Annotated in this window: 22 protein-coding genes; 11 read left to right on the top strand and 11 right to left on the bottom strand. The window is 42.2% G+C overall.

What is annotated here, in order from left to right:
- The first annotated feature begins 78 nt into the window (after positions 1-78).
- From N480_RS03920 to N480_RS03910, 4 genes are all read left to right on the top strand, one after another.
- On the top strand, positions 79-2,847 hold the full coding sequence (locus N480_RS03920) for an Ig-like domain-containing protein (RefSeq protein WP_063371209.1): 2,769 nt from the start codon (positions 79-81) through the stop codon (positions 2,845-2,847).
- Positions 2,848-3,186: 339 nt separating this feature from the next.
- A complete protein-coding gene (locus N480_RS25215; RefSeq protein WP_155732753.1) occupies positions 3,187-3,357 on the top strand; it encodes a hypothetical protein in 171 nt (56 codons plus the stop codon).
- A 227-nt stretch (positions 3,358-3,584) separates the two neighbouring features.
- Entirely contained in the window at positions 3,585-3,980 is a 396-nt protein-coding gene (locus tag N480_RS03915; protein ID WP_063371208.1) for a hypothetical protein, read from the top strand.
- Complete coding sequence (locus N480_RS03910) at positions 3,980-4,267, top strand: hypothetical protein (RefSeq protein WP_063371207.1); 288 nt, start codon at positions 3,980-3,982, stop codon at positions 4,265-4,267. The genes N480_RS03915 and N480_RS03910 overlap by 1 nt, the downstream gene beginning before the upstream one ends.
- 122 nt (positions 4,268-4,389) lie before the next feature.
- Here N480_RS03910 and N480_RS03905 read toward each other — a convergent pair whose 3' ends face one another.
- Positions 4,390-4,953, bottom strand: coding sequence for a TetR/AcrR family transcriptional regulator (locus tag N480_RS03905; protein ID WP_063371206.1), 564 nt, complete (start codon positions 4,951-4,953; stop codon positions 4,390-4,392).
- A gap of 80 nt (positions 4,954-5,033) precedes the next feature.
- On the opposite strand from N480_RS03905, the gene N480_RS03900 reads away from it, so the two are divergent.
- A complete protein-coding gene (locus tag N480_RS03900; protein WP_063371205.1) occupies positions 5,034-5,567 on the top strand; it encodes a dihydrofolate reductase family protein in 534 nt (177 codons plus the stop codon).
- Between the two features lie 32 nt (positions 5,568-5,599).
- Here N480_RS03900 and N480_RS03895 read toward each other — a convergent pair whose 3' ends face one another.
- The gene (locus N480_RS03895; protein WP_063371204.1) at positions 5,600-6,550 is read right to left on the bottom strand and encodes a LysR family transcriptional regulator; all 951 of its coding nucleotides are present in this window, start codon (positions 6,548-6,550) and stop codon (positions 5,600-5,602) included.
- A 125-nt stretch (positions 6,551-6,675) separates the two neighbouring features.
- Here N480_RS03895 and N480_RS03890 point away from each other — a divergent pair, with 125 nt between their 5' ends.
- Genes N480_RS03890 through N480_RS03875 form a run of 4 tightly spaced genes read left to right on the top strand, consistent with a single transcriptional unit; the run spans position 6,676 to position 13,453 of the window.
- On the top strand, positions 6,676-7,848 hold the full coding sequence (locus tag N480_RS03890; protein WP_063371245.1) for an efflux RND transporter periplasmic adaptor subunit: 1,173 nt from the start codon (positions 6,676-6,678) through the stop codon (positions 7,846-7,848).
- A 9-nt stretch (positions 7,849-7,857) separates the two neighbouring features.
- A complete protein-coding gene (locus tag N480_RS03885) occupies positions 7,858-10,986 on the top strand; it encodes an efflux RND transporter permease subunit (RefSeq protein WP_063371203.1) in 3,129 nt (1,042 codons plus the stop codon).
- Between the two features lies 1 nt (position 10,987).
- Positions 10,988-12,406: a TolC family protein gene (locus tag N480_RS03880; RefSeq protein ID WP_063371202.1), complete on the top strand. Its 1,419-nt coding sequence runs from the start codon at positions 10,988-10,990 to the stop codon at positions 12,404-12,406.
- 39 nt (positions 12,407-12,445) lie between these two features.
- On the top strand, positions 12,446-13,453 hold the full coding sequence (locus N480_RS03875; RefSeq protein WP_063371201.1) for a zinc-binding dehydrogenase: 1,008 nt from the start codon (positions 12,446-12,448) through the stop codon (positions 13,451-13,453).
- Between the two features lie 571 nt (positions 13,454-14,024).
- Here N480_RS03875 and N480_RS03870 read toward each other — a convergent pair.
- Together N480_RS03870 and N480_RS03865 are read right to left on the bottom strand one after the other, a co-directional pair.
- Positions 14,025-14,516, bottom strand: a complete 492-nt coding sequence (locus N480_RS03870; protein ID WP_063371200.1) for a hypothetical protein — start codon at positions 14,514-14,516, stop codon at positions 14,025-14,027.
- A 227-nt stretch (positions 14,517-14,743) separates the two neighbouring features.
- Positions 14,744-15,265, bottom strand: a complete 522-nt coding sequence (locus tag N480_RS03865; protein WP_063371199.1) for an acyloxyacyl hydrolase — start codon at positions 15,263-15,265, stop codon at positions 14,744-14,746.
- A gap of 234 nt (positions 15,266-15,499) precedes the next feature.
- Here N480_RS03865 and N480_RS03860 point away from each other — a divergent pair, with 234 nt between their 5' ends.
- Positions 15,500-16,138 carry an ABC transporter substrate-binding protein gene (locus N480_RS03860; RefSeq protein ID WP_063371198.1) on the top strand — a complete coding sequence of 213 codons (639 nt, stop codon included), beginning with the start codon at positions 15,500-15,502 and terminating at the stop codon, positions 16,136-16,138.
- 59 nt (positions 16,139-16,197) lie between these two features.
- Here N480_RS03860 and N480_RS03855 read toward each other — a convergent pair whose 3' ends face one another.
- The 6 genes from N480_RS03855 to N480_RS03830 all read right to left on the bottom strand — a co-directional run bounded on the left by N480_RS03855 (position 16,198) and on the right by N480_RS03830 (position 22,862).
- The gene (locus N480_RS03855) at positions 16,198-16,380 is read right to left on the bottom strand and encodes a hypothetical protein (protein ID WP_063371197.1); all 183 of its coding nucleotides are present in this window, start codon (positions 16,378-16,380) and stop codon (positions 16,198-16,200) included.
- A gap of 151 nt (positions 16,381-16,531) precedes the next feature.
- A complete protein-coding gene (locus N480_RS03850) occupies positions 16,532-17,539 on the bottom strand; it encodes a GGDEF domain-containing protein (RefSeq protein ID WP_196761443.1) in 1,008 nt (335 codons plus the stop codon).
- A gap of 270 nt (positions 17,540-17,809) precedes the next feature.
- Complete coding sequence (locus N480_RS03845) at positions 17,810-18,445, bottom strand: hypothetical protein (RefSeq protein ID WP_081231730.1); 636 nt, start codon at positions 18,443-18,445, stop codon at positions 17,810-17,812.
- 180 nt (positions 18,446-18,625) lie between these two features.
- Complete coding sequence (locus N480_RS03840; protein ID WP_063371195.1) at positions 18,626-20,641, bottom strand: TonB-dependent receptor domain-containing protein; 2,016 nt, start codon at positions 20,639-20,641, stop codon at positions 18,626-18,628.
- A gap of 156 nt (positions 20,642-20,797) precedes the next feature.
- Positions 20,798-22,156, bottom strand: coding sequence for a sensor histidine kinase (locus tag N480_RS03835; RefSeq protein WP_081231729.1), 1,359 nt, complete (start codon positions 22,154-22,156; stop codon positions 20,798-20,800).
- Positions 22,122-22,862, bottom strand: a complete 741-nt coding sequence (locus N480_RS03830; RefSeq protein WP_231102219.1) for a response regulator transcription factor — start codon at positions 22,860-22,862, stop codon at positions 22,122-22,124. Before N480_RS03830 ends, N480_RS03835 begins: the two co-directional genes overlap by 35 nt.
- Before the next feature lie 186 nt (positions 22,863-23,048).
- Here N480_RS03830 and N480_RS03825 point away from each other — a divergent pair, with 186 nt between their 5' ends.
- Positions 23,049-24,155, top strand: a complete 1,107-nt coding sequence (locus tag N480_RS03825) for an SGNH/GDSL hydrolase family protein (protein ID WP_081231728.1) — start codon at positions 23,049-23,051, stop codon at positions 24,153-24,155.
- 111 nt (positions 24,156-24,266) lie between these two features.
- On the opposite strand, the gene N480_RS03820 is transcribed toward N480_RS03825, so the two are convergent.
- Positions 24,267-24,812, bottom strand: coding sequence for a hypothetical protein (locus tag N480_RS03820; RefSeq protein WP_155732752.1), 546 nt, complete (start codon positions 24,810-24,812; stop codon positions 24,267-24,269).
- Between the last annotated feature and the right edge of the window lie 2 nt (positions 24,813-24,814).

Below are 24,814 nucleotides of genomic sequence, written 5' to 3'. Positions count from 1 at the left end.
GAATCAAAAAGTTCAAATCAGGTGCATGGACGCACCTTTCTAACAACGACAAAAACAACAAGTACAGAGTAAATATCCATGTTAAAAGCAAAAAAAATCGCTGTATTGGTCGCAGCAAGTGTTGGCGTGTTTTCGAGTCTTGCTGCTTTGGCACAAGAGCCTGTGAGTTTGCATAACAACGCACAACTGAAGGCGACGATTAAATCACAGCTGTCTCAAAATCAAAGTGTTTTCAGGTCTACTGCTACTGACGCGCAGTCAGAGCTGGAGTTTAGGACACACCATAAAACTGAAGATGGTAGGCATATGCGTCGTAGCCAATTTTATAAAGGTGTACGAGTATATGGCGGTGAAATCGTCACGCATCATGATGAGCAGAGTTTTTTGAGTGTCTGGTTCCAACCAGAAGGAGAAATAACCTCAATTAGTGGCTCGGTCGTACCCAACTTATCTTTGGATACGGTAAAGCCAAGTTTTTCTGAGAAAAAAGCCATCGAATTTGCAAAAGAGCAAATCGCCGAGCTGCGCTCATCGTCAGATGAGCACGTTGAACTTGTGATTTTTCCACATAATGACACCCCGAAGTTGGCCTATTTGGTCACGCTTTTTGCTGAAACCGAGCAAGCGCCACTTCGTCCGGAATTTGCTATCGATGCGCATACGGGTGAAGTGCTTTCACGCGTAGAAGCACTTAATCACTCGAAAATAGGGATGGGCCCAGGTGGCAACGAGAAAATCGGTAAGCACTATTATGGTGAGGACATGCCAAAGTTTCATGCAAAGGAGCTGGGCAATGGCAACTGCGAAATGTCACATACAGATATTCGTGTGATAGATATGGAACATGGCACAACAAATACTGAGACTTATCAGTTTCCATGTCACGAGAATACACATAAACATGTGAATGGCGCTTACTCGCCGCTCAATGATGCTATGTTCTACGGTCAAGCGACGATAGATATGTTCAATGATTGGTTTGATAGCCGCGCGTTGTCAGGCGACTTAGTTATGCGAATTCACTACCGAAAAGACTACTTAAATGCCTTTTGGAATGGTAAAGAAGTCACGTTTGGCGATGGTGATCTCGATAAATACGGTGTTTACCCGTTTACTTCACTGGGCGTTGTCGCCCACGAAATCGGTCACGGTGTGACGCATCAAAATTCAAAGTTAGTGTACAGCAACATGTCAGGTGGCGTGAACGAGTCATTTTCAGATATGACCTCAGAAGCGCTCGAATGTTTCATGAATCAAAAGCCAGACGGCACTTGTGAAGTCGACTGGTTAATCGGCGCGAGCATTTTCAAAAATCGCACAGCACTTCGCTACATGGAAAACCCAGAGCGCGATGGACGCTCGATTGGTCATGCAAGCAAGTTTGAAATTGGTATGGGTGTACACCACAGTTCTGGTGTATTTAACCGAGCTTTTTATACACTTGCTAATACTGAAGGCTGGGGTGTAAAAAAAGCCTATGAAGTGATGCTTCACGCCAATAAAAACTTTTGGGTATATAACGGAAAATTTGAATCATTGGCATGTGGTGTAACAGATGCGGCTGCGGATTTAGGCTATGATACCAAAGCCGTTGGTGAGGCGTTCAAAGTTGTAGGGGTATTTGCGTGCACTGAGAATAAAGCGCCAACGATATCAATTACCAGTCCAGACAATAACGGCCGTTATATGATTGGCGCAGACATCACCCTTAAAGCGAATGCGCAAGATGAATATGGCGCTGTCGAAAAGGTCGAGTTTTTCATCAATGGCAAGCTGCATGACACTGTGTTGGCAGCGCCTTTTGAAGCTAGATTTAATAGCAAAAATACTGGCAAATACACAGTGACGGCACGTGTTACTGATAATGAAGGGGTATCAACAGACGCTTCGGCGATATCTTTTAACCTTATAGATCCGAGCCAGTGTCAAACAGCACCATGGCAGGGTGGTAAGGTTTATACCCAAGGTAACAAGGTGGCATTTGACGGGTTTGAATATGAAGCCAAATGGTGGAACAGAGATCAAAGCCCAGCGAGCAACTCAGGCTCTTGGGGTGTATGGAAAAAAGGGCTTGAGTGTGGTGGTGCTAGTGATAAACCAAACCAAGTACCGACTTTGAGTATGACTGCACCAACCAACAATGTTTCGATTGAACTAGGACAACCAGTATCTGTGAGGTTTGTTGCAAATGATAGTGACGGTGAGATTACCAAAGTTGATGTGAGTGTTAATGGTAAGTCTCTCACAGAATTAACGCGCACACCGTATGCATTCAATTATCAGCCTTTAGAAGTTGGAACGTATCACTTGAGCGCGGTTGCAACTGATAATGACGGTGCACAATCAGCCAAAGTGAGTCGTACGATTACAGTGAATGAGCCGCAGCCACAGCCTACACCTGAAGCGCCGAGTGTGAATTTAACCAGCCCAGCGAATGGCAGTAGTTTTAGTAGCGGTGATAAAATTACGCTTTCAGTGATCGCCAGTGATAAAGACAATGATCTGAAACAGGTGGCGTATTTCGTCAATGGTAAACAAGTTGCTGTTTCGAGTTCCGCTCCTTATAGCGCCTCTTATACAGCTCAAAGCGGCAACTATAGTATCTTTGCAATTGCAACTGATGCAGAAGGCCTGAGCACACAATCGCAAACTCACAGCTTCAAAGTTACCGGCAGTAAGCCTAGTTGTGAAGTAGAAGCGTGGCAGGCAAGTCGTGTGTATACAGCTGGTAAGCAGGTGAGCCTTGACGGTCAGTTATACCAAGCAAAATGGTGGACTCGCAATCAAAACCCAGCGCAATACTCAAGCCGCTGGGCTGTGTGGAAGCATCTTGGTGAGTGTGAATAATCTCCCTTTGAAATAGAACCAAAGAGCCAGTTTTCTGGCTCTTTTTTCTCTTTATAAGCGATAAATCAGATAATTAAATCACTATTCATTATCACCTAAATGAACAAGAAAACGATTGTTACGAGGTCTGAGGTATTTATTGTTCGTATTTAGTGCATGCAATTATCAAAGGAAGTTGTGTCATTAGAACAAATGCTAACCTTTCATTATCTAGCAATACGGAATATGACACATTTATGAATCTGTATGTTTTTTATACTTTTGTCTAGTGTTTTTATCCTTAAAATCGAGACAAACTCAGTGTAACCGATTTTGGTTCAACACTGTAAAGGAGAAATCATGAAACTTCAGTTCAACAAAAAAAGCGTTAAAAGCTTATCTAAAAACTCAAACATGCTAAACCAAGATAAAACGCGCCAAATCGCGGGTGGTTATTCAGCTTATGGCTGTGGCCCGATCTCAGATCCTGACTACTCTTGTCCACGTTCAGTGAATGGTTATACATGCTAGTTACTAAATAAAAAGGGGCGCAAGCCCCGCTTTGTGTGTTTTTACATTGCTATTTTCGATATACTGTACGACTGAAATTTGTACAGCTTTCCATAGACCTGAATAAGAGCAATCAGAAATCTAAAAAACCTCTGATATTTATGACTTTAAATTTCGTCAAGATTATTTAAATCACCTTTTCGGCTGAAAGTTTACGTGAGTATTGAACTCTGTAGTAGAGCACCTAAATGAATAAACTTTTTGTACTAATGATTGTACCAGTGTGTTTTTGGTTATACACGGCTTTGCCCTTTATATTGTCCACGATTTCACTTTGGTTGTCAGAAGATAAATCAACAGCGGCAATATCAACAACTTTGTGGGGAATTGCTGTGATTGTACAGATATATGCGATGTGGCACATTTTTAAAAGAAGGCTCAAAGGATTAAATATCTTTTTTAGTATCATGGCATTACATGTCTTTCTATGGTTGAGTGATGTACTTGTAACTTATTTCGAGGGCGGAGAACTCTTACTTACATCTAAAATTGTGTTTGATAAAGCTGTTTTCCCGCTACTCGTTGCGTGGGGGCTGTATATGAGTGACGCAAAGGATTTCTTTAATGATGTTGAGAGTAAATAATGAGTAAATGTAGCAAATGTGATGCAGATATCACTTTTATGTCTGTGCTGAATTCCCCAAATCCGTTGAGGCTTAAGTGCAGTAATTGTAAAGAAGGTATAAAAATTCATGGTGTGACTGGTGGGGTAGCGGTGGCAACCATATTCGCTTTGATAGGTTTGATACTGTATGGCTTTTATGGGATTGAAGGATATTGGTTAAAGGTTGTACTACCCGTAATTGTGGTGAGTGAAGTGGTCTATTTTCTGCTTATAAAGCTAGGCATCGTTAAAGTATCTATCAGTTAGACCTGCTAAAAAACCGTGTTAGTGGCATTGGCTTGCAGACGCTTAATCACCTTGTTATAAACTATTAAAATATATTCGCATAGGTGCTTGTTGGTTCCAATATCTAACCAGCACCTATGTTTTCAGTCATTCTGAAAATCCAATCCATTAAATAAAAACGAAATAGATATATCGATATCATCGATGGTGAGCGTATTCGACTTGTCGCAACTCATAGCTAAAGAGAAGCCATGCAAATAGTCTACTAGCAAGTCTAAAAAAGCTTTCTGCTGCTTTTTTTCAAGTTTTAATGGAGTAATAATTTGCTCGAATCTACCAATAAATACCTCGGCTGGGCTGTCGGATTTCATGCTTAACAGCGTTTGAAGTAATCCATCGTATTTGCTCAGTGTTGCCAAGTAACTTTTAGATAGAGTCAATAGCTCTTTTCTCCAATCTCCTGAGTCTGCTGGTGTGTGGATATCCTCAATCAATGAAGTCGTGATTGCCTCGAGCAATGCGTCTTTATTTTTAAAATAATAGTAAATAGCCATAGCATCGACATTTAATTGTGCCGATAACTTTCGGATACTTGGTATGCTCCCATTTTGCGCCATCATTTTTTTTGCGGTTGAGACTATTAGGGACTTGTTCAAGCCATCTTGCACTTTTTGTGGGCGGCCGCGCTTTTTCACTTCGTTAGTCATTTACAAACTCATCATTTGATGAATTAATTCTACGGTGTAGAATATTCCTTTTCATTATTTTATTCAACTATGAGATTACTATGTCCAATATCGTATTTATTGCAACTAGTTTAGATGGTTATATCGCAGACAAAAACAATGGTGTTGATTGGTTACACTCAATCCCAGAAACGGAAAGCTTGGACTTAGGGTACGACAAACACATAGCGTCAACTGATGCACTAGTAATGGGGCGCAATACTTTTGAACTTGTTTGCAGCTTTGACTGCGACTGGCCTTATTCCAAGCCTGTTTTTTTGCTCAGTAATACAATGGCTGAAATACCTATGGGCTACGAAGGAAAAGTGAATTTAATGAGAGGGGATTTAAAAGAGATTGTACTACAACTGAATAATGCAGGGTTTAAGCAGTTATATATAGATGGTGGTATCACAATTCAAAACTTCTTAAAGCAAGATTTAATCGACGAGATGATCATTACAACCATCCCGATCGTGCTAGGTGGGGGGATAAGTTTGTTTGGTGAAATGGGCCAGTCGTTGCGTTTTGCTTGTATCTCATCTGAGGTATATGGCAATGGGATCTGCCAAAATCGCTTTGTTCGTAAACGTTAAAATTTATTTAAAACATCAATACAGCTCAGCATCTATTTTGACGGTTGATAAATGTCATTAATTCCGGGGATATTGTGCTCCCACCTAGGTACAGATTCGCCAATGTAATGTCTCGCCGCATCCAAAAATAATCGTGTTCTAACGGGTAAATCCCTATGCGGATAGACCGCATACATGGCGCTATAGTCAGGTAAGTTGACATGCGTGAGCAGCGGCACCAATTGTGTGTTATCTATATGATCTGCAAAGAAAAATGCAGGCGATGTGCAAAAGGCAGTATGCGAGAGCACTTTCTCTAGTAAAGCTTCTCCGTCGTTGGATCTAAATACTGGGTTAATCGGCTGTTCTTGATGCTTGCCGTTGTCATCAATGTAACTAATGGATTCAAAGCGAATATGGTTACTGGTATAAGCCGCTGCTGGAAGCTCAGCTAGATCGGACATTGTTTGGGGCTCACCATAGGTGTCTATAAACTGTGGTGTTGCAAGGATTAGCATTCGGTTGCGTGCAATTTTGCGTGCAATAAGCGAAGAGTCCCGTGGTTCACCAACTCGAAACGCCAGATCGAACCCCTCCGAGACCATATCTATGACCCTATCATCTAATCTCAGCTCAATATTTACTTGCGGAAATCGTTTTTGAAAATCATTGATCACGGGAAGCAAATAGTATTTACCAATGTAGCTAGATGAAGTGATCCTCAATAAGCCTCTTGGCTCTTGGTGATAATTCTCTGCCATCTGCACTGTATCTTGAAGTAACAGTCTTAGCTCTGCCGCTTTTTTAACCATTTCAGCGCCAGCCGCTGTCAGCGAAAAAGAGCGTGTGGTTCGGTTAAGTAGCCTTACACCTAATTCCTCTTCTAACTTACTGATTTGTTTTGAAATTACAGAGCGATCTATATTTCTAAGTTCTGCTGCTTTGGAAAAAGAGCCTTGTTCAACCACTTCTAAAAGCATGATTAAGCGACTAGTTGTATCCATGGACTGACATTAAGTTGTGTTTTATTGGTGCCATATTGGCATTAATGTTTTTAAAAAACTACTATTTTTCGACATTAATTACCGCTGTAGGATCGTTATATACCAAATTCCCAGCGGAGCAAAAAATGAAAAAGTTAGGTTTTACTCTAAGTGCAGTGGCCCTCGCACTTGTGTTAAGTGGTTGTGGTCAGTCTAATGCACAGCAAGGACAGCAGCCGCCACCGCTAACCATTGATGTTGCCAATGTACAATTGGAACAAGTTCAGTCTTGGCACACGTTTACTACACGTTTAGAAGCCCCTGAGCGCGTTGTTTTGAAACCTCGCGTATCTGGCCAAATTGAAAAAATGGCGTTCACCGAAGGTGAAAGAGTTAACAAAGGCCAGTTATTGTTCAGTCTAGATGCTAGGCCTTTTGAAGCGCAAATCGACACGCTTAAAGCCCAGCTTGGCAGCGCAGAAGCTACGTTAGAGCAGGCGCGAGGCGAAGCGCAGCGTGCTAATCGTCTAGTTACAAAAAAGGCGATTTCTACAGAAGAAGCGGAGCAGCGTAACGCAACACTACGCAGTGCAATCGCCAACAAAAACGCCATTGAGGCACAGCTGCAAAACGCGTTGCTTGATCTAGAGTTCAGCCAAGTCTCAGCACCAATCACAGGTAAAATCTCGCGCGCAGTTGTCACCAAAGGTAACTATGTTAAAGGTGGCGAGACTGAGCTGACGACGATTGTTTCGGATGAAGAGATCTACGCCTATTTCGATGTGGATGAGCGCACTTGGAGTCGCCAATTTGCTGGCGTGACTGTACAAGATGAAGTGACCGTACAGTTGCAGCGCCTAGGTGAAACAAAGCAAATCGCTGGTAAGTTAGACTTCATCGATAACGAAATTAACCCTACAACAGGTACTTTACGTGTGCGAGCAGTTTTCGATGCGCAGCAGCATAATTTAAAACCGGGTGCGTTTGCGCGTATTTCTATTGGTGCACAAGACCCACAAATCATGGCAATTGTTCCAGAGCGCGCAATTGGGACAGATCTTAAAAATCGTTTTGTATTGACCATAGATGAAAATAACGTATTGCAATATCGCTTAGTGGAGCTTGGCGAGCGATACGGCGCATATCGCGCTATTAAATCTGGCTTAGTAGAAGGCGATCGTATTGCAGTAAATGGCCCAGCAAGAGTTGGACCTGGTATGCCTATCACGCCAAACTCTGTGAGCCTAGCGTTTGAAAATACGCAATTTGTACTGAAGCAGTCTGATTCTTCACCTGTTTTATTAAGCGCTGTAAACTAAGAGAACGTCATGAAATTTTCCCACTTTTTTATAAATCGGCCAATATTCGCGGCCATGCTGTCGATGATATTTATCATCACCGGCGCGATTTCACTGTTTCAATTACCGATCAGCGAATATCCAGAAGTTGTACCGCCAACGGTTGTTGTGAATGCAACATACCCTGGTGCAAACCCGAAAGTCATTGCGCAAACTGTGGCTACCCCGCTTGAGCAAGAACTCAATGGGCTAGAAAACATGCTGTACCATGGTTCGCAAGCAACCAGTGATGGCCGTTTAACACTGACTGTTACATTTGCGTTAGGTACAGATCTTGACCAAGCTCAGGTACAGGTTCAAAACCGTGTAAACAATGCGTTGCCTCGTCTACCACAAGAAGTACAACGATTAGGTGTCACTGCCCAAAAATCCTCTCCAAACTTAGCATTGGTTGTACACTTGGTATCTCCTAATGGTGAGCAAGACACTGCGTATATGGCAAACTATGCTGATCTTTACATTAAAGATGAGTTAAAACGCTTACCGGGTGTTGGTGACTTACAACTATTTGGTGGCGCGAAGTATTCCATGCGTGTTTGGCTTGACCCAGATGCACTGGCAGCGCGTAACTTAACTGCATCAGACGTCGTAAACGCCCTACGTACACAAAACCAACAGGTTGCGGCGGGTTCATTAGGTGCACAGCCTACACCAGAAGAAAACCAATTTCAGATCCTTCTAAATGTAAAAGGTCGTTTAGAAAGCATCGAAGAGTTTGAAAAAGTCATCATTAAGGTCGGTGAGAACGGTGCTCTAACTCGCTTAAAAGACATTGCGCGTGTTGAACTTGGCCAAGAAAACTACGCACTGCGCGCAATGTTAGATAATCAGCCTGCACTTGCGATGCCGGTATTTCAGCGTCCGGGGACTAATGCGATAGAGCTTTCAGACGATGTACGTGACACGATGCAGCGTCTTGAAAAAAGCTTCCCTGCTGGTATGACTTACGAGATTGCTTACGACCCAACCGTGTTTGTACGTGGTTCAATTGATGCGGTAATTAAAACGCTGCTGGAAGCCATTCTGCTAGTGGTTGTGGTTGTGGTTGTATTCTTACAAACATGGCGTGCGTCTATTATTCCATTAATTGCGGTACCTGTTTCTTTAGTTGGTACTTTTGCAGTGATGCAACTATTAGGAGTGTCCATTAATACACTCTCTCTATTTGGCTTAGTACTTGCGATCGGTATCGTCGTTGATGACGCCATCGTTGTCGTTGAAAACGTTGAGCGTAATATTGCCGATGGCCATAGCCCATATGAAGCCACTAAAATTGCCATGACTGAAGTTACGGGCCCAATCATTGCCATTGCGTTTGTATTATGTGCGGTATTCATCCCAACAGCATTTATCACCGGCTTATCAGGTCAGTTTTATAAGCAATTTGCGTTGACAATTACCATTTCGACTTTAATCTCAGCATTTAACTCATTGACGCTATCTCCTGCATTGTCAGCCATTTTACTTAAATCACACGATGCACCAAAAGATCGACTAACACGCGTGTTAGACAAGCTATTTGGCGCTTGGTTGTTTAAACCGTTCAATCGTATGTTTGATAAAGGTGCAAAAGGGTATGAAGCGCTCGTTAAAAAGCTAATCCGCATGAGCGTCGTTGTGGGTGTGGTGTATCTAGGCCTTGTAGGCTCAACCATTGGTTTGTTTAACTCGGTTCCGGGTGGGTTTATTCCGCAGCAAGATAAGCAATATTTGGTGGCTGTTGCACAGCTTCCTGATGCAGCAAGTTTAGACAGAACTGAAGAAGTCATACGTCAGATGCAAGAAATTGCACTAGAGGTGCCGGGTGTTGCAAATACAGTGGCATTCCCAGGCCTGTCAGTAAACGGTTTTACAAACAGTACTAACAGCGGCATTGTATTTACGCCATTAGATGACTTTGCGCTACGTAATGATCCAAGCTTGTCGGCTCAGGCAATTGCCATGCAGTTAAACATGCGCTTTGCGGCCATTGATGAAGCGTTTGTTGCGGTATTTCCACCACCACCAATTCTAGGCTTGGGTACAACGGGCGGATTTAAACTGCAAATTCAAGACCGTGCAAACCAAGGGTTCGAGGCGTTATTCGCAGCGTTGCAGGCAACTATAGGTGCTGCGCAGCAGGACCCGGCATTAACGGGTATTTACTCAAGCTTTAGAGTTCAAGTACCGCAAATGGACATTAATATCGACCGTGAGCAGGCGCTGATACAAGGCATACCGCTTCAAGAAGTTTTTGATGCACTGCAAGTATATCTCGGTTCGGTTTACGTAAATGATTTCAACTTGTTTGGTAGAACCTATCAGGTCAAAGCGCAGGCTGACGCAGAATTTAGAGCCAAGAAAGAGCAAATTAATAACCTAAAAGTTCGCAATGCTGCTGGCAACATGGTACCGCTAGGTTCGGTGGTGACGGTTGAAGCGACAACGGGTCCTGACCGAGTTATGCACTACAACGGTTATGTTACGGCTGAATTGAATGGCAGCCCTGCTCCGGGTTACAGCTCAGATCAAGCGCAGCAAGCGATTGAGAAAGTTCTGGCAAAAACACTACCTGACGGCATGGCATTTGAGTGGACAGAAGTAACCTATCAGCAGATCTTAGCTGGTAATACAATGGTCTATGTGTTCCCTCTGGTTGTAGTACTCGTATTTATGGTGCTGGCGGCACAGTATGAAAGTATGCGTTTGCCACTGGCGATTATTTTGATAGTGCCTATGACTATTTTCTCAGCACTCGCAGGGGTTTACATGTTAGGTGGCGACAACAACATATTTACGCAAATTGCTTTGATTGTACTGGTCGCACTGGCGTCGAAGAACGCAATCTTAATGGTGGAGTTTGCAAGAGATAAACATGTACAAGGCGCAACACACCTAGAAGCCATTATAGAAGCATGTCGTTTGAGATTGCGTCCTATCCTGATGACTTCCATTGCATTTACAGCAGGGGTAGTACCGCTAGTATTAGCATCGGGCGCGGGTGCAGAAATGCGTCAGGCAATGGGTAATGCCGTGTTCTTTGGCATGATTGGTGTGACTGTATTCGGCCTGCTGTTTACACCTGTTTTTTATCGCCTAGTCACACCAAAGGAGCAATAAAATGCAACTGATTAAAATCTCGATGCTAGGTCTGGCAATGGCGAGTGTAATTGGATGTACAAGTACTTCTTATGAACAGCAAGTAGCGCTAAGCCAAAATTCGTTTAACAACCAAGTAATCAATATGGCGCGTTTAACGTCAGTAGCGAAAGCGGACGAAGCCCAGTGGTGGCAGCAGCTCGAAGACGTTGCGCTTAACAATTTGGTTACAGGGGTGCTGACCGAGAATCAAAACTTAAAAGCTTCAGCGGCGCGTTTGCGCGCCGCCGCAGCTGGATTATCTGAAGCGCAGCGCGCAAGATTGCCCCAAGGTGGTTTGAATGTAAGTGCGCAGCGTACAAATGCCCCAAGCTTAATAGCACCTCAAGGAAGTGTGCAGGAGTCAAGCACAGCGGGAGGTGAGCTGACTTGGCAAGTCGACTTATCAGGGCGTATTGCCAAGCTTGCAGATGCCGCCGCAGCCAGCGCAGAGTCTAGTCAAGCGCAGTACCAAGCGTTGGTTGGAGAGCTGGTTACAGCCAGCATTCAAAGTTACTTAAACTGGCAGGCATTAAAGCAAACACACCAACTTACACTCGAGCAGTTAAATGCACTAGAAGAGTCGATAGAAATCATTGAGGTGCGTGTGGCAGAAGGTGTCGCGACTGAACTTGAACTCAATCGGACTAAATCCCAGTACTTTGAACATAAACAGAGGCTACCAGAAATTGCAACTGAACTTGCTGCTGTGGAGCAAACTATTGCGGTGTTAGTTAACAAGCAAGTTGACGCGCTCGAGTTAGTCGTATTGACTAAGCAGCAGTTTGAAAAGTTATCTATATCGGTGAGCGTAAGCTCTGCCTCAGATGCATTAATGCAACGGGGTGATGTTAAAAGTGCGGTTGCACGCTTAAAACAGCAGAGCTTTTTAACGCAAAGTGCTGAACGTGCCTTATATCCAGACATCAGTTTTTCTGCATTTGCTGGCGTACTTAATCCAACAGGCGCGAATTTCAATGATACGCAGTCTAGCTGGCAAGCTACGCCTAGCTTAAACTGGTCATTGTTTAGCTATCCTCAGCTGTTAGCGCAAATGGACAGACAAGAAGCGATAACAGAGGCGAGCTACTATGAGTACCGTCAGACATTGACAAAGGTGCTCGCTCAGACCGAATACTCCCTTCGAGCGCTGGCACAAACAAAGTTACAACTTAGGTATGTTGACGCTCAAGTGAATGCAGCAAATAAGGCATATTTACAGGCGAGTGCGGGCTATCAAGAAGGGCAGTTAGGGTATCTTGAGTTGTTGGATGCACGTCAAGATGTTTTAATAGCGCAACAATCACAAATGGCCATTCGAAATAAGCTACTAAATGCATCGGTTGACGTGTATGGTGAGCTCAACGGTCAATGGTCACAGGCACTTATTGCGAGTATTTAATACTCGCACATTGCGCCAATTGCGGAGAAACGTGTAATTATGTCTATTGAAAAAGCGAGTATGAACGCAATAGAGTTACTAGAACCGGGTGCTGAGTTTAACTTAGTCATGACCCAGCACACTATGCCAGAGCCAAGCAATAATGAATTGCTTGTAGCGATTGAATACGTAGCTTTGAATCACTTAGATGCACGTATGGCTAGAGATGGTTTTAGTCAGTGGGAATATCCACATATTCTTGGTCTCGATGCAGTTGGCACCGTAATGAAAGCGGGCAAAGGTGTATTTCCAAAAGCAGGTAGTCGGGTGCTTTTTAATGCTAATTTGGCGCAAAAAGGCATGTTGAAAGAGTTTGCTGTAGTGCCAAACCATGCGGTGTGTGAATTGCCTGATGATATCGCGCCAGAAGTCGCAGTTATTTTACCCAATGCTGGTATGGCGGCGCTTTTAGCAATAGAAAAGTTAAAGCTGGAAGAAGGTGATTCACTGGCGATCAACAGTGCACAAGGCGCTGTTGCCCACTTTGCGATTCAATATGCAAAGCAGAAGGGAGCTCAAGTGTTTGCTTTTGCTCAAAAGCAACATCACAAAAGGCTGCGTAAGCTCGGAGCAGACTTCGCATTTGATTGCGAGTCAGACAATGTATGTGATCAGGTTAAGCGCGAAATCGGTGCAGGTGGCTTTGATTGCATGCTCAATACGCCTGGCGGCGAGTCATTTATAGAAGATTTGAAGCATCTAAGATTTTGCGGCCGTATGGCTTGCCTTAATGGATTTGGTCATATTCCTGAGGATCTGTTATTTGAAAAAGCACCCAACATTGGTGTTGTTTCAATTGGTGGTGCTTGGCTTGCAAACAGTTTATGTGCACAACAGCACTTAAGTTTTATGGGACAAAAGTTACTGGCGGATGTTACATCTGGGCAAATTAAAGTACCAGATATAGAGCTGATTGAGTTTGATGCTGAGTGTGTCAAAGAGGCTTTAGCTTCACTGTTATCAAGTGCAAGGCAGAAGCGACCTGTCATCAAAATAGAGCATAAATAGCCCATAGTTAAAGCCACATATTAATGTGGCTTTTTTAATCAGGAGCTAACGGTTTCAGCTTTTTGGAATCGTCTACAAATTCGCACTTCGCTGAAATTAACCATTCTTGTTATCTGAGCTACCCTCGCTCGCTGTGTATTCATTACTTTGCAGCTGAAGCGTCAAATTACCTGTGGTATGTCGCTTTAAAAGAGCGTTTTTAAGGTTTTGGTATTGTACTTTGTCATATTCTTTTGAGTGTGGTGAAGAAGGGAATTAAATATCGTCATAGCGACATCGAGGTTTTTCCTGACATTCTAGCGCGAGAAAGTGCATATAAAATTTCTTCTTTCGTATACGACACTGTATCGCCATAGATGCTGAGACAAGGTGTCAACTTTCTTGCGATTTTTTAGCTCGTCTAATGGCCAAAAAATTTTTAACAAACGCTATCAAGACTCAGGCTCCCAAAAGTAAGAGTAAGCTATTAAGTGTTACCACATCAGTCATGGTGTGCGGTTAAATTACTCTGTGCAATCAGGTACACACCCGAAGGCGAAAACAGGTGTATTGGCTACTTTATTGGTGAAGGTCAATCATCTAAGCTTTTGACTTTATCAAAGTCTAGCTGATTAATAGAGAGAGGATCTCCCACATAGATTTTAGCGGAGAAAGAGCCTGCACCCACCGCGAGTTCACGAAAAGCTCTGGCTTCAATCATCGTTAGGCCGCCTTCGAGTTTTTCCATTGGGTGAACAATTGATTTTGCTTTAAAGCGAGGAAACCGGTTTTTATACAATGTAGAGAATGCGTGCTGTAGGACTTTTTCACCTACATAAAAATCCTTAAGCAAAGTTCTTGGATGAGAAAATGGATTTGCGACAATCGTGTCATGAGATTCTAAAGTGCTTGCTTTTGCCCCTATGGCGACAATTCTCTTTTCGCCCGAACCCATGGTTTTTACCGCGATGAGCGGTTTATCTTCAAAACTCTCTTTTGTTTCGATATTAGTAATCTTTAATTTATTTTCCCAGATTTGAATATAAAACACGGGAGCGAATTTATTTTGAATGAAATTGAGCATCTTTTATAACGACAACTTATGATTTTAAAAGGTCTTAACGTGAGCAAAGTGTACTTACAGTGCACGATTGTTTGGTGCATAAGGTGCAAATGGTATCGCAAAATTGAGCCTAAACCCACATTTATGTGGGCTAAGGAAGGTAGTGCCTTTAGGTATTTAGACTTGATAGAACAAGAAAATTGAGGAAGCTGACATTTTTTACGTTCACTTTTATTCCAACAGTGATATCAAAATTTTGATGAGTATGAAAGGGATAAAAAATCTAGTCCCGGATTTGGGCTTTTAAACCCTGCATTAGAGTAGTGGATATACCTAAGCGCCACATTGGCTTGACCGAGGTCATAAACCAACCCTAATCTATCCTCAAACTGATAATGGGTGCTGACATTCTTTCCTGCAAACTGAGTGTCTTCAAGCAATGCAACACCAATTCCAAATTCCACTTGCAGAGGCTTGTTTTTATAAGTTGCGATTGGATATCTAAACACGGGTGACATGGCCAGGACAAAGTTTTGGTCATAGTCGCCACTGTCACCAAACCGCCAAAAATTTATGCTCGATTCAAAGTAAACACTGATATTGCGCCAGCTTTCTGGCAATAACTCTGGGGCGTGATATTCATAGGCGAGCTTAACGCCACGCACATCTCCTTCACCATGAATATAGTGTATACCGTATCCATGATTGTTTGATGCCATCGCAGAAGCAGACAGTAAGATTGAGAGAATAAATACAGTGAAAATGTTCATAATGGATGATACCTGATGCTTTTTGTGTATTTTCCCTCGTCTTCTTGTTGATTAATGTATGAAAAAACTCAATTCATTGATGTTGATTTTGCACATATAAGATAATCAACTGATTTTAAAGATAAAATTAATTGGTGCCATTTGGGAATCAATAAATTTCAAATTGATGTCTTTTTGGCGTTAAAATAAGATGTAAACTGTAAGCTATAAAGTTTATTGATTTGGAATGCGGGTATGAAAAACCAGTTCACTATCATTATTTTGCTACTGTTGAGCTTAGTTACCAATACGAAGGTGCTCGCCCAATCAGGCTACGATGCCAGCGCGCAAGCACAGTTTTCTGTACTAGCTCAAAAGTTGAGTACGCAACTAGTAAATGGCATTGAAAGTTTAAATTCTGCACCTGAAGTTGAGCGCGAAGAGCTGGCTCAGCATATTGTGAGCAGTGAGCTAAGCCCCCATCTAGATCTACGGTTTTCATCCTTAAAGATGTTGGGTAAACACGTACGGCACCTTTATCAGCAACAAATGGCAGAATTTACGAGGTTAATAGAAAATCAGCTTATCAAAATGTACGCAAAAGTACTGATTGAGTATCAAAACTCAGAGATAGCGCTCCACACTTTACAAACTAATCAAGGACGCAAATTTGCAGAAGCTGCAATTCAAATCAATAGAGTCAGTCAAAGCGATGCACAATTGATCCTAAAGTTTAGACAAAGTGAATCGGGTCAGTGGCGTATATATGACGTAGTTTCTAGGCAAGTGTCACAGTTGAGTGTAAAACGAGAAAGTTTGGTACTTAAAATAAGTGAAGTTGGATTCGAGCAGCTAAACCAAGAACTGCGCCTAAAGAAGCAAAATCAATTTTAGCAACTAAAAGCGCAGGCGTTACACTTATAAAGGTTTAAGCCTGTATAAGCGTTGGTGTATTACTTTGGAACACAGCCATGCCACCCACCTTCGGTGTAGCAAATAACAGGGTTTGATGGTCTGCACTGTGGGAATACAGAGTACTCTGTACCACCGCCTGCAACTTGAGGTGTTGCTTGATTAGCTAGTTGGTTGCTCTCATTAAGCTTTTTTAGGTTTTTCTTTTTTAATTGTACTTTCATTTTTTTATTTCCTTATGCGAGATAAACTGCTCTTACAGATTAGTGTTGCGTATTTTAAAAGTAAACTAAAATATTTCTTTTAATTAAATAATTCGTAATTTAAGTTTCACCTTTAGTAAATAAAAGCATTACTTTCATGGGTATCCGCACACTACTCAGAAAATTTATTTTCTTGCTTTCGTTGATGTTTGTTTTGATAAAGTGCCTTATCTGCTTGCTCTAGTAGTGTTTCAACTGAAGTGTTGGCAGTAATTTCACAAACACCAAAACTCATGCCCAAAGAAACAGAGTCCATGGTTAATTTAGTGGGCACTAAATTTTGTATTCTGCCAATAAATGCGTAGGCATTTTCTTCATTCATACCGGGTAATAAAAGCATAAACTCGTCGCCACCTAAGCGAAATAGTTTGTCATTGCGGCGTGTATATTCATTAATAAGCTCTACAAAACCAACGAGCATTTCGTCGCCTACACCGTGACCTAATTTATCATTTAGCGTCTTAAAATTATCGAGGTCTATCATTATAATGGAGCAAACCTGAGAATATCGGCTGACACGCTCAGATTCTAATTCAACTTGTTCAACCAAGGTTCTTCGATTAAGTGCACCCGTGAGCGGATCTTTCACAGCTACGCTTTCTGCTATCGTTATGGCATCATTGTAGGTTTTTACTATCACTGCGCATAACATCATGACAAGGCAAGATGACATCGCAGATCGCAGCGCGAGTTCAACATCTAGTTGTAAGAAACCCAGATAGGTCAGTACTAGCCAAAACCCAGAAGTGATAACACAAGCCATTTTAAAAGGAAACATCATAAACATGCCGACCAAAAAGGCGGGTAGCCAAATGACGGAGATGAGTGGTGATTGTATGGATAAGTATATCAACATTGCGCCTTCAACGGCACAAATCAAAAAACACTTCCAGACACTTAACTTACCTTGAATTAATCGTGCGGCCGTTAAAACCAGAACGGCAATGACAACCACCACAGCCATACCTAATGCATATTTTTGTTGCATCACATAATGGATTGGGTAATAGCATAAAAATGCGGATGTGAGCAGCAGTAGGTAAGCTGCGTACATGGGGTAGCGATTTATAAGTATGGGTTGTGCTTTAGTCAAAGCACCAAAACGTTCTTTTAATTTCAAAGTCGAGATTGGCCGTATAGTTATGAATTTGTAGCTTTCTTTAATTGTAAAACACAAAAATAATTCATCAACCATAAGTGGGAAATGAACAAATTAAATATTTCATAGAAGTCATTATTACCAAGTAGATATGAAGACGGCGCGCTTAGCATGTGAATTTTTGGACAATGCTTTTGCATAAATGCGCCACCAAGCTGCCGAATAGCGAGTAACTTTAATTGGTTACTCGCTGTATTGGGGGTCGAAACAATCGCGCAGCGCCAGATTGGTTTATTGTAGTTGTGAATCCGTTGCTTGTACTTTATGTGTGGGTTCGGTTTGCCAAGAAAATCGCCCATCATACGTTTGGCACTCTGTTACATTGTTTTTTGCATCTGCGACATAAATTTGATTGGTTTTTGAAGCGGGGTAAGTGAAGTACTCACTACATTGCGCACTTTGTCCAGGTCCGATAACTACTTCGGTGCCAGCCTTTAATTTACAGCTAACCAACATGTCTAAAGGAGAATAACTCGGGCATATAACATTCTCTCTTCGATACTTTGATATCGAGCCCAACGGTTTATTAAACGTCCACCATTTGCCGAGCTTTGAGCCATTATACTCACTGTTCCAAGCTCGCCATATCGTAACATCCTCTGTGGCGACAAACACCTGAGCAGTACACAGACCTCCCTGACCAACTGGCTGAACGACTCCTTCTGGTATGTGGGCATTGGGAAGCAGCTTTAAGTTGCTATGTTGGTCTACTTGGCCTACACAATGTGCGGTTACTTGCTGATTGTTAACTTTTTGAGTAGCTAAATCGCTTGATGCACATGCAGATAGCAAAATCGCCCCGATAGCAATAATAGAAGCTCTGACTGAGAGACGTTTGTTACCAGTGATATGGAGTTTGTGCTGCATGTATTGTTCCTTTATATAAAAAACTAAAAGGAATTTTAGTATGCCTGATTGCAAATGTATCTTTCAACGTATTACAGCAAAAAGCCACCAATAAAAGGTATCAAGATTTACACAGTATGGTGACTGGAGAATTCATCGGAAGAGGTTAGTGGGGCACGCATAGCCCCACTTATTCTTAACTTATAATTGCCAGGTAATTGTGGCTCGGATATCTCTACCTGGTTCCGCTACCCCAGTATCAATAGGCCCGAGCGCGGCGTAAGTTGCATGATCATAGTAAAATTTGTCAAAGATGTTTTTAACTGCAACGTCCAGTTTTACTTTTTCATCGCTTGTTATATACCAAGTCGCCTTTAGGTCGTGCACACTATAGCCTGCTTTTTCTGGAAGCTGTGTATTGTCCCAGACGTATGTCCCTGCGTCATCAAGCCTTTTTACAAAACGCGCTTGCCATGCAACTTCTAGTGCATCAGTCAGCGTGTAATCAACACCTAACGTTAAAGTATCACCAACTGAGGTGCCAATTGACCAATCTTGGTCTGAAATTGCGGTTCCAACCAGTGCTGGGTTAATGTGAGACTTCCATTTTGGTCTGCTGCTATTGTAAGCGAAAGAAACAGCTGCTTGGTCAAAGCTATAGCGACCATTAATGTTAAAGCCTTTATTTTCTAAATCACCGACATTGCTGAATAAATACGGTGATTGTGACTCTAAGTTTTTAGCGGTAGAGACAGCATCGTCGATAGTAGACTGAAAAACGTCTGCTTGGACAACTAAGTTATCGCCTAAGTATTTAAAGCCAAGTTCGACGTTTTCTGCGACTTCTTTGCGCATATTTTTATCGTTGTCATAGTAACCAAGTACAAATAACTCTTTTACTTTTTGACCTCGAATGGCTTTTGCATAGCCCGTATTTACAGAAAACTCTCTGGTAATTTCATAGGTTAAATTGAGGTTTGGGCTAAAGCCGCTTGAGTCGAAGTCTTGTTTGTCGTCGTCAGTTAATTCATATTTATCGTAGCGAACACCGGCGCTAACCTGAAACTGATCTGTTACTTGGTAGTAATCTTGTAGATAAAGTCCGTATACCTTACCTTCTTCCACGCCTGAAAGCTCGTAAACTAGCCCTTGGTCTTCAAGCGTTGCTTCATCACTTCTATAATCAAGCCCCGCAACTATTTTGTGAGCGTCAAAAATTGAGGTGTTTCGAGCATCAAACCCTGTAGAGTCATACTCTGCAAAATATGTGTTTTGAGCTACATTTCCCGCTCTGTCTTGTCCTTTTGGGTGCGTGTGTGTAATGGAGTTCTGCGTTCTGTAAGCACTCACCGCTAGGTCGATTAAGTGGCCTTTTGGCGTATAATAGTAGTTGAGTGTGCTGGTGTTTCGTTCGCTTTCTTGAGCCAGAGGGAAGTTCTTTTTGCTTGGGTGCCAATGTGCTCGTAATAAGCGAGTGCCATCGTCATGGCGAACATCGTGACTGAAGCTGAACGATTGTGAGCTAGTCAAGTCGCCACTAATCTTCGCAAAACCAACCTCTTGTTCAGATGCTGAGTAAGGAATTTCTTGGCCTTGGCCATCTTCCATATCCTTAGTATCTCGTTTGATTAGAGATAAAAGCACATCAATGTCGTCGGTTGCTCTGCCGTATAGCGTAGAGCTAGCTTTAAGCCCATCACTGTTACCGTAGTAGCCAAGTTTAAACAATGCGCCAAATCGTTCATCAGGCGCAAGTAGGTCGTCTGCACTTTTGGTTTTGAACCTCAAAGCACCGCCTAAGGCCCCTGAACCTGAAGTCGCGTCACCAGCACCCGCAACAACATCCACTTGTTTTAAGAGCTCAGGTTCAATTGATAAACGACCTTGGTGATGGAACAAATAGCCTGCTTGCAATGCACCGTCAATACTGACGTTTAGCATGGTATCTTCTAGGCCTCGGACATATATTTTTTGTGCAATGGGATTTGAGCCCCCGACAGAAACTTGTGGTAGAGATCTAAAAATATCTGACAGGTCATTGGCTTGAAGCTGTGTAAGGTCAGTTTGGTCGATGATCATGTCTGCATCAGACACTTTACCGTGTACTTCGATGACTTCGATTTTTTGTTGTTGATCGTCTGCAAAAACGATAGGTGAGCTGACCGTCGCGCAAGCTACGGCAAGTGCAAGTGCTGAACGAGAAAAACCAAACTGCATTGGTGTGTTCCTTTATCTTAAATGAAAATAGTTATCAATACGATGCGTATTATTCACGAAATCGGTGGAAACCAAAGTACTTTTACAACTGTTACATTTACAGTGACACTTCAGCTTCGATTCTAGGGCCACTCAAATTTATCGAGTGACGAGTGATCACAGTAAAATCAATATACACAAGCCTTCATTAGGCATATTTTTTGCGTATATCTTGCCGTTAATTCGCTCCATTTGCCTTTTGCACAGTGCCAACCCCAGTCCAAAAGAGTGGCTGTCTGGCTGTGTGTGCGAATACCCATGACTGCGATAAAAAGGTTGAAAAATGCTTTCGAGCTCTTCGTTTGGCACGCCTGGTCCATCATCCCAAATTGCAAGTTGGTTATTTTGATATTGAATGTTGATGTGCTGTGCTGCGTAGCGGCTAGCATTTCTTAAAACATTTTCAATAACTTGGCCTAATACTCTTGCATCAGAGGTGACTTGTTTAGATTCTGGCAGGAATAAGTTAAACGCGAGGTGAGGGGCTTCGAACTTAACTTCTTCAACGATGCATTCGACTAAATCGACTAAATCAAAGTTGGCGTCATCAGTATCAGTGCTTGGGCAAAAGCGCTCGTTTTCTAGCCATGTAAGGGTGAGTGTGTTTTCGGCTAGTTCGCGCATTGTTGCGGTGTTTTTTGCAACACGTCCTAGCATTTCTGTCTCTGAGAGCCCTGATTTATGACAATCTATAGCGGTTTCTATTCGTGCGATTGGTGTGCGTATTTCATGCGAAAAATCAGCAATGAACTGCCTTTGAGCACGGATTGTATTTGCTGTACAGTCCGCCATTTTATCAAAAGTTGCGGCGATGTGTTTAAATTCAGCGTCTCTGCTTGAGATGCTATTGCCAATTCGGCTATCTAAGTTTCCCTCAGCAAACGCGCGCGTTGTTTGCTCGAGTTGCTTGAGTGGTTTCATGATTGCGCGGTATAACACTAAACAGATCCCAGCAAGTACAACCAAAGGGATCCCAAACTGCAATAAGAGATAGGTTGCACGCCAGTAATTACCAGGGCGCATACTGTTCGGAAGTTGAATAATAAAGTGTGTACCATCTTCAGCAAATGGAATATCCATCACTGGGTTACGTGCAAAGTAAAGGTGAATCTTCCAGCTGACATCACGGCCAAGTACAAATTCATCCAGATAGTATTGTTTTAAGTGCGTGCCAGCCAGCGGTTTTAAGTCGCTTTTTACAATGGCTACCCAAGTATTATGCTCTTGCTCTACTTGCTTGACGTATTTACTAAGAGCGTCCATCTCACCATTTAAGTACAGTTGTTCAGCTCGAGCGCCTATATTAAGTAGTGCTTGTTGATCTTCTGTTTTGATCTGACTCATTCTAAATTCGGCATGGTTTACGAGGTAGTCAATAACACCAAATAGGATAATCGAGCCTACAATTACAAGCGCACAAAGGCGAATAAAATAGGATGCGTTAAAGTGCAACATGCAGTTTGTAACCTTTTCCATGAACCGTGCTGATTGACTCTGCACTTAAACCAACTGCAACCAGCTTTTTACGCAGCCGACTGAGGTGCATATCTAAGCTTCTGTCATAGCGGCTAAATTGACGTTCTAACACGCTTTGGTATAGAAAGGCTTTGCTCAATGTTTCATTATGATTTTGTGCCAATTGCCACAATAGCTTAAATTGAATCGCGGTAATGTCGACGGGTTCGGATTTAAAATAGGCCTGTTGCTGTTTTCTATCTAGATGAAGGTCTAAGAGGGTTATATTAAATGGTGTTTTAGCTTGTGAGTGCAATGCATGTACGCGTCTCAAAATAGCTTCAATACGCAGAACTAACTCATCAAGATTGAAAGGCTTAGAGAGATAGTCATCTGCCCCTAAACTTAGCCCTTTAATACGTTCTTGTTCTGCGCCACATGCCGAAAGAATAAGTACTGGTGTGTGCTTCACCTTTCTAAGCTGCGCTAGAATTTCATACCCTTCCATCGTTGGCAATCGTATATCTAGTATTATCAAATCGTAGTCGATAGCCAAGGCTTGGCTAAGTCCTTGTTCTCCATCGTGGATACAGTCCACTTGGTAGCCTTTATTGCTCAACAATGCGCAAACTTGTTGATTGAGCGTGATGTCATCTTCTACGACTAATATACGGTTGTTCACTGGCATGGGTCTTCTAAAATGAGAATGATTGTATTTTATAGCCATCGTTCTTGTCTTTACAATAGTGACATGGTCGAGGAATGAACAGATGTGTGTTGTATGAATTTATTTCAAACCCTAATAGCTAATGTAGTTGTAATGAAATGTATCGAAGCGGTGAGTTTTAAGTCTCGTCACCAAAGTGGCTAGTAAAGGTACGGTCTTGGATACAACAACATTAAGGAATGACACATGTTAAGGTTACTTTCAATCAAGCTATCTACGGTGGTATTCATTACGAGTATTATCGGCGCATTTTTTCCACTCACCGTGATTGGTAAAAATTATCAAGCAACACACCATGCAATCGTCTATGAGGGCAGAGTTAGTAAGCATTACGGTAAAGGACAGGTTGAGTTCAATTGGCCTGGCACGCAACTCAGAACCAAGCTTATCGGTAAGTCTTTAAAAATGACAATGGCAGGTCATGGCGATCAGTTTGATGTGCTGGTGGATGGCAAGTTTCACAAACGCTTACTCACTAACCTAAACGGCAATTTTGAGGAGCATATTGTTTACCAACAAAGCGAGTCGAAAGCAGTAACAATTGAGGTTGTTAAACGCTGGGAAAACTACAGCAACAACACGAAAGTACTGAGTTTCAGTGCTGATGGTCGAATAGAAGGTATTTGGCAGCAACAGCCTCATATTCTATTTATTGGTGATTCTATCAGTGCTGGTTTTGGCAGTGAGTCGGATAAACGACAGTGCACTTGGAGTGAAATCGTTGATAGCAGCAACGCTCGCGTGGCATTTCCATTTGTCACGGCTGCTCAGTTAGAAACCAGCTTTACTCAGGTTTCTTATTCAGGTCTTGGGCTAATACGAAACTGGAGTGGCAATGACAGTCACCATGATTTACGGACATATTATGATAAAGTGTCTGCAGTTTTTGGTGACGACCAAGGTTATGAAGATACCCACCCTGATCTAATAGTCTTAGAAGTAGGGACGAATGACTTTAGCACAGATCCACAACCCCATGAACCATGGGAAACTATTCAAGATGTGAAAGCTGACTGGATAAATACAATGGTGGAGTTTACAAACACGCTTCGCTATCGTTACCCCAATGCGCCAATTATTTTTATGCCAAGGCCAGCTTACCCTTATGATTTTATTATTCCTGCAACATTAGAAGCCAAGTCAAGATTAGAAGAAGAGGGAGTTGAGCAGTTATATTCCCATACGTTTATCTCACCCCTAGAAGGGTGTATTTGGCATCCAACACGTGCTGAGCATTTAGATATTGCAACTAAGCTCAGTAAATTTATTCGTCAGCATGAGTTATTAGAATAAGCGTTGTTATCTTGGCCAATGTCACTTTTTACTTTTGTATAGTGATGTTGGCCAATTTGTGTAGTTTTATTGCAATTAATCTCAACCATACGATTCAAATATAAACTGTGTTTAGTTTATAAATTCTATTAATGGTTTTTCGAAATGTATTTTGCCACTATTAATTGCTTCAGAATATCTGGTTATCAACTTTAGCTTTTGCTCGTCTGAAAGATCATTAAATTTGGACATAACCTCAGAAGCTGTGGTGTCGTCAAAATGCCCGACCGCAATACTGGCGTCTAAAGTACTCAGCGAGTTTGTATACACCTCACTTTGCATTATTAATGTCTCATTATCTTGCTCATAAGCTTCTGTCGTGATTATGGGTTGTTGCTCTCTAAGTTGATTAATAAGTTGCTTAAGCTCTTCTGTTTGGACTGTGAGTTGATTGGCAATTTCTGTCTGAATGTATTCATGCAATTCTGGCTTGGCTGACGTGTCGTCATTGGGTATATGTGCTTGTGCTGTCACACTTGCAATACCGTTTTGCTCTGGGTATTGCGAGCCAGATATTTGTTTTGAATTCGTGTTATGGCAGCCAGACCACAGGTGAAACACCTGTAGTCCAGCGACAAAGCCAACGCCCAGATATAAACCGATTAATGAACGTTGCATCA

Source organism: Pseudoalteromonas luteoviolacea S2607 (genome assembly GCF_001625575.1).
Taxonomy (GTDB): Bacteria; Pseudomonadota; Gammaproteobacteria; order Enterobacterales; family Alteromonadaceae; genus Pseudoalteromonas; species Pseudoalteromonas luteoviolacea_E.
Note: the sequence above shows the minus strand (reverse complement) of the source record. Positions and strands in the feature narration are given on the sequence as shown.